General features: G+C 38.7%; 3 protein-coding genes, 5 tRNA genes and 1 rRNA gene. 8 read left to right on the top strand and 1 reads right to left on the bottom strand.

Features of this window, described 5'->3' with window-relative positions:
• Positions 1-52 precede the first annotated feature (52 nt).
• The 4 genes from AC3Z9T_RS21290 to birA all read left to right on the top strand — a co-directional run bounded on the left by AC3Z9T_RS21290 (position 53) and on the right by birA (position 2,437).
• Positions 53-128, top strand: a tRNA-Thr gene (locus AC3Z9T_RS21290).
• A 27-nt stretch (positions 129-155) separates the two neighbouring features.
• A 5S ribosomal RNA gene (gene rrf, locus AC3Z9T_RS21285) occupies positions 156-271 on the top strand.
• 163 nt (positions 272-434) lie between these two features.
• Positions 435-1,469 carry a UDP-N-acetylmuramate dehydrogenase gene (gene murB, locus AC3Z9T_RS21280; protein WP_490128052.1) on the top strand — a complete coding sequence of 345 codons (1,035 nt, stop codon included), beginning with the start codon at positions 435-437 and terminating at the stop codon, positions 1,467-1,469.
• Entirely contained in the window at positions 1,466-2,437 is a 972-nt protein-coding gene (birA, locus tag AC3Z9T_RS21275; protein WP_490128051.1) for a bifunctional biotin--[acetyl-CoA-carboxylase] ligase/biotin operon repressor BirA, read from the top strand. Before murB ends, birA begins: the two co-directional genes overlap by 4 nt.
• A gap of 42 nt (positions 2,438-2,479) precedes the next feature.
• On the opposite strand, the gene coaA is transcribed toward birA, so the two are convergent.
• Positions 2,480-3,430, bottom strand: a complete 951-nt coding sequence (coaA, locus tag AC3Z9T_RS21270; protein ID WP_490128050.1) for a type I pantothenate kinase — start codon at positions 3,428-3,430, stop codon at positions 2,480-2,482.
• A gap of 438 nt (positions 3,431-3,868) precedes the next feature.
• On the opposite strand from coaA, the gene AC3Z9T_RS21265 reads away from it, so the two are divergent.
• The 4 genes from AC3Z9T_RS21265 (at position 3,869) to AC3Z9T_RS21250 (ending at position 4,279) form a co-directional block, all read left to right on the top strand.
• A tRNA-Thr gene (locus AC3Z9T_RS21265) sits at positions 3,869-3,944 on the top strand.
• A 19-nt stretch (positions 3,945-3,963) separates the two neighbouring features.
• Positions 3,964-4,048 (top strand) — tRNA-Tyr (locus AC3Z9T_RS21260).
• A 74-nt stretch (positions 4,049-4,122) separates the two neighbouring features.
• Positions 4,123-4,197, top strand: a tRNA-Gly gene (locus AC3Z9T_RS21255).
• Between the two features lie 6 nt (positions 4,198-4,203).
• A tRNA-Thr gene (locus AC3Z9T_RS21250) sits at positions 4,204-4,279 on the top strand.
• Positions 4,280-4,453: the final 174 nt, after the last annotated feature.

Here is a 4,453-nt window from a genome sequence, read left to right as displayed (position 1 = left end):
CCAGACATCAATTTTAAAGGTTGTGTCAGTACTGACTGACCGCACCATATTTGCTGATATGGCTCAGTTGGTAGAGCACACCCTTGGTAAGGGTGAGGTCCCCAGTTCGAATCTGGGTATCAGCACCAGAAATTATCGGCATTTAAAAGAATTTACCTAGCGGCAATAGCGCGGTGGTCCCACCTGACCCCATGCCGAACTCAGTAGTGAAACGCCGTAGCGCCGATGGTAGTGTGGGGTCTCCCCATGTGAGAGTAGGGAACTGCTAGGTTTTAAACATAAAAAAGCCACCTTTTGGGTGGCTTTTTGCTATTTAACGCATATGAAGAATATCTTATGTGTAATCTTCTGCAGTAACCCCATTATTTAATGATTCTCTTTAGCCAGCCTGTTAGACTTATCTAATCTTTATTTGTTATGTGCTGAAGGCAACGATGAACTCATCCCTTGAATTAAAACAGTTTAATAGCTTTGCGCTCGAAGCAAAAGCAAAGTCAATTTGTCTTGCTGGATCAGCTGAAGCTATTTACCAGCAGTGGTGTGATGCCAGAAAACAGCAATTGCCAGTTTTAATCCTTGGCGGTGGAAGTAACGTTCTATTTATTGACGATTTTGATGGTGTGATTATTCTCAATAGAATAATGGGAGTGACGGTTACTGAACAACCTGATTTTTGGCATGTATATGCGGGTGCAGGAGAAAACTGGCATCAATTAATAGAATTCTTGCTAAATCAAGGGATCCATGGTACTGAAAATCTAGCCTTAATACCTGGGTGTGTTGGTTCTGCGCCTATTCAAAATATAGGTGCTTACGGTGTAGAGTTGAAAGATCTCTGTGAATATGTGGATACTCTTGATTTAACGACAGGGAGTATATCAAGGCATTTGGCTGAAGAATGTCATTTTGGTTATCGAGATAGCATTTTCAAACATGCATATCAGCACACACACGTTATTGTCGGGGTTGGTTTAAAGTTATCTAAGCAATGGTCGCCTAAGCTCACTTATGGAGATTTGGCATTACTAGATCCACTAACAGTAACCCCACAGCAGGTTTTTAATTCTGTATGTAATACACGAAGAATGAAATTACCAGATCCTTCCGTTACTGGTAATGCGGGTAGCTTTTTTAAAAACCCAATTATTTCAGCAGATAAAGCACAGAAATTAAAACAGCAATACCCTGCATGTCCTCAATATATACAGGATGATGGTTCTATCAAAGTTGCGGCAGGATGGCTGATCGATCAATGCGGCTTAAAAGGCTATGAGTTAGGTGGTGCAGCGGTGCATACCAAGCAAGCACTTGTGCTTATTAATAAAAATCATGCTACGGGGTGTGACATAGTCAATTTAGCGAAATATGTTAGCCAAACGGTATATGAACGCTTTGGCATTATGCTTGAGCCTGAAGTTAGGTTTATTGGTAAGCGTGGCGAAATTAACCCAATAGGCTGCATTTTATGAAAGAGACGAATATTCCTCTACAGTTGGTAGACATTTTATCTGATGCCCAAATTCATTCAGGACAACAATTGGGCGATGTTTTAGGTATGACACGAGCAGGTATTAATAAACATATTAAAACACTACGCTCGTGGGGGCTTGATATCCAGACGATTCCTGGAAAAGGTTATAAGCTACCTTACATAATTAATCTTTTAAATGCTGAAGCAATTAAACAATATACCCAAGGTAGTAACATTATTGTAGAGCCTGTTATTGATTCAACCAATCAGTATATGCTAGAGAGGATCCCTAATCTAAAATCGGGAGATACGTGTTTAGCCGAGTATCAAAGCGCCGGAAGAGGGCGTCGTGGTCGTCAATGGATCTCACCATTTGGTTGTAATTTATATTTATCAATGTATTGGAAGTTAGATCAGGGGCCAGCAGCCGCGGTAGGACTTAGCTTAGTGGTCGGTATTATCATTGCTGAAACATTGAATAAAATAAGTAAATCGAAAGTTAAAGTTAAATGGCCTAATGACCTTTATTTAAAGGATAAAAAACTGGCAGGTATTCTTGTTGAGCTAACGGGTAAAACTGGTGATGCAGCTCATATTATTATTGGCATTGGTATTAATATTGGAATGGGTAAGAAAAATATAAATAAAGAAAAAGAAATTAACCAAGAGTGGTCATCACTCGCTGATGAAGTTGATTGCATCGAAAGAAATGAACTATCTGCAAATATTATTAATGCATTGAAAGATGCTTTGGTTTTATTTGAAAAAGAAGGATTGTTACCATTTTTATCTCGTTGGTTTGAACTGGATAATTTCTTAGGGCGTGATGTTAAGTTATTGATTGGTGATAAAATTATTACTGGAATTGAAATGGGTATTAACCAACAAGGTGCTTTGCTATTACGTCAAAATAATGGCGAAGTTATTCCTTATATTGGTGGCGAAATATCTTTACGTCCTAATTAAAAATAATTAATTATATGCCGGATAGCTACCGGCATATACAAGTTATTTTCTTATTCTAACGCTCTGAATAGAGTGATTCTCACCTTTAGTCATTATTAAACTAGCACGTTCTTTAGTTGGGAGAATATTTTCTTCTAAATTTAATCCATTAATTTCATCCCAGATAGAGCTAGCAATATTAATTGCTTCCTCTTCACTCAATTTAGAATAGTTATGGAAATAAGAATCAGGATCTGAGAAAGCACCTTGCCTGAATTTTAGGAATCGGCCAACATACCACTGTTTTAATAACTTAGGTGCGGCATCAACATAGATAGAGAAATCTACAAAGTCGGATACAAATACATGATGTGGATCATGTGGATAGTCCATATCACTTTGGAGGACGTTGAGGCCTTCTAAGATGAGTATATCGGGCTGGTCAATAATCTGCTGTTGGTCTGGTACGATATCATAGGTGAGGTGTGAATAAACAGGCGCGACGACATTACGGGCACCTGATTTAATTTGAGAAACAAAATTCACGAGTTTTCTCATATCATATGATTGAGGAAATCCTTTTTTCTTCATGATGTCGCGATCTTTTAATACTTGGTTTGGATATAAAAAACCATCAGTTGTGATCAAATCAACTTTTCTATGTTCTGGCCAACGAGTTAATAGTGCTTGTAATAAACGTGCTGTTGTACTTTTACCAACCGCAACACTGCCAGCAATTCCTATAATGTAAGGAACTTTAGCCCCATTAGTCCCTAAAAATTGTTCGAGGACAGCTTGGCGCCGTAAATTGGAGCTAATATAAAAATTGAGCAAACGAGATAATGGTAGATAAATTTCAATGACATCTTCCATCGAGAGCTCTTCATTAATACCTTTCAACTCTAGAAGCTCACTAGATGTTAGTGTCAAAGGGACTGAATCACGTAATGTTGCCCAATGTTCTCTATCAAACTCTAAATATGGCGTAGTAATAAAATTCTCTGTCTGTTTCATAAACCAACATCTGCCTATTCTATGCAGGTTGGACAGGTTGCCTAAACACCCGTATCCGTAAAATTAAGTTGCATCATAGCGAGTGAAAGATAGTTGGCGTAGAACTTTTTATGTTTTATGTGAATTTTTTTTGACGAGGGCAGTAAAAATGGTACTGGTTGCTGAAAAAATCAACGATGCAGTGTTGATAATTTGGAACTGTATAGTCATTTTTAGATTTTATAAATAATGAATATTACCTTCGAGTAGCGAAAGAACACTTTACTGATTAAATAATAATGGATTATAGTTGCGGTCTGCTGTAGATGTTTTAATCTGAATATAGCGAAAAAAGCAGCAAAATCACAAAAAACGAATAAAATGTGAGCAAGTAAACAAAAAATTAAAATTTTTTGTTGCAAGTCGCGCTCACTCTTCCTAGAATGCGCAGCACTTGATGCCGGCATAGCTCAGTTGGTAGAGCAACTGACTTGTAATCAGTAGGTCCCGAGTTCGACTCTTGGTGCCGGCACCAATTAACAACAATTTGGATAGGTGGGATACCCAAGCGGCCAAAGGGAGCAGACTGTAAATCTGCCGTCATCGACTTCGAAGGTTCGAATCCTTCTCCCACCACCATTTCCTGAAAGGTCTTTATTAGATTTATTCAGGTAACAGTTTAGCAGCTGATAACTCAGGTAGCCGAGTTCATTGCGGGCATCGTATAATGGCTATTACCTCAGCCTTCCAAGCTGATGATGCGGGTTCGATTCCCGCTGCCCGCTCCAAGATGTGCTGATATAGCTCAGTTGGTAGAGCACACCCTTGGTAAGGGTGAGGTCGGCAGTTCGAATCTGCCTATCAGCACCACTCCTCATATGTTCTCAATTATCTCCCTGATTTGTCTCCTGTAAAAAACAAGCAAATACATTTTAACTGCTTGGTTGATGTGGTGTAACCACCGATTCCGTGTCTTAGAGGGACAATCTAATGTCTAAAGAAAAATTTGAACGTTCAAAACCGCACGTTAACGTTGGTACAATT

The organism is Providencia sp. 6390, from assembly GCF_058148425.1.
The sequence above is the reverse complement of the archived record's forward strand: the minus strand, read 5'-3'. Positions and strand labels throughout refer to the sequence as shown.

Coding starts and splice junctions, on each gene's coding strand:
- coaA (WP_490128050.1), bottom strand. CDS start 3,430: ATGAAACAGACAGAGAATTTTATTACTACGCCATATTTAGAGTTTGAT.
- murB (WP_490128052.1), top strand. CDS start 435: ATGAACTCATCCCTTGAATTAAAACAGTTTAATAGCTTTGCGCTCGAA.
- birA (WP_490128051.1), top strand. CDS start 1,466: ATGAAAGAGACGAATATTCCTCTACAGTTGGTAGACATTTTATCTGAT.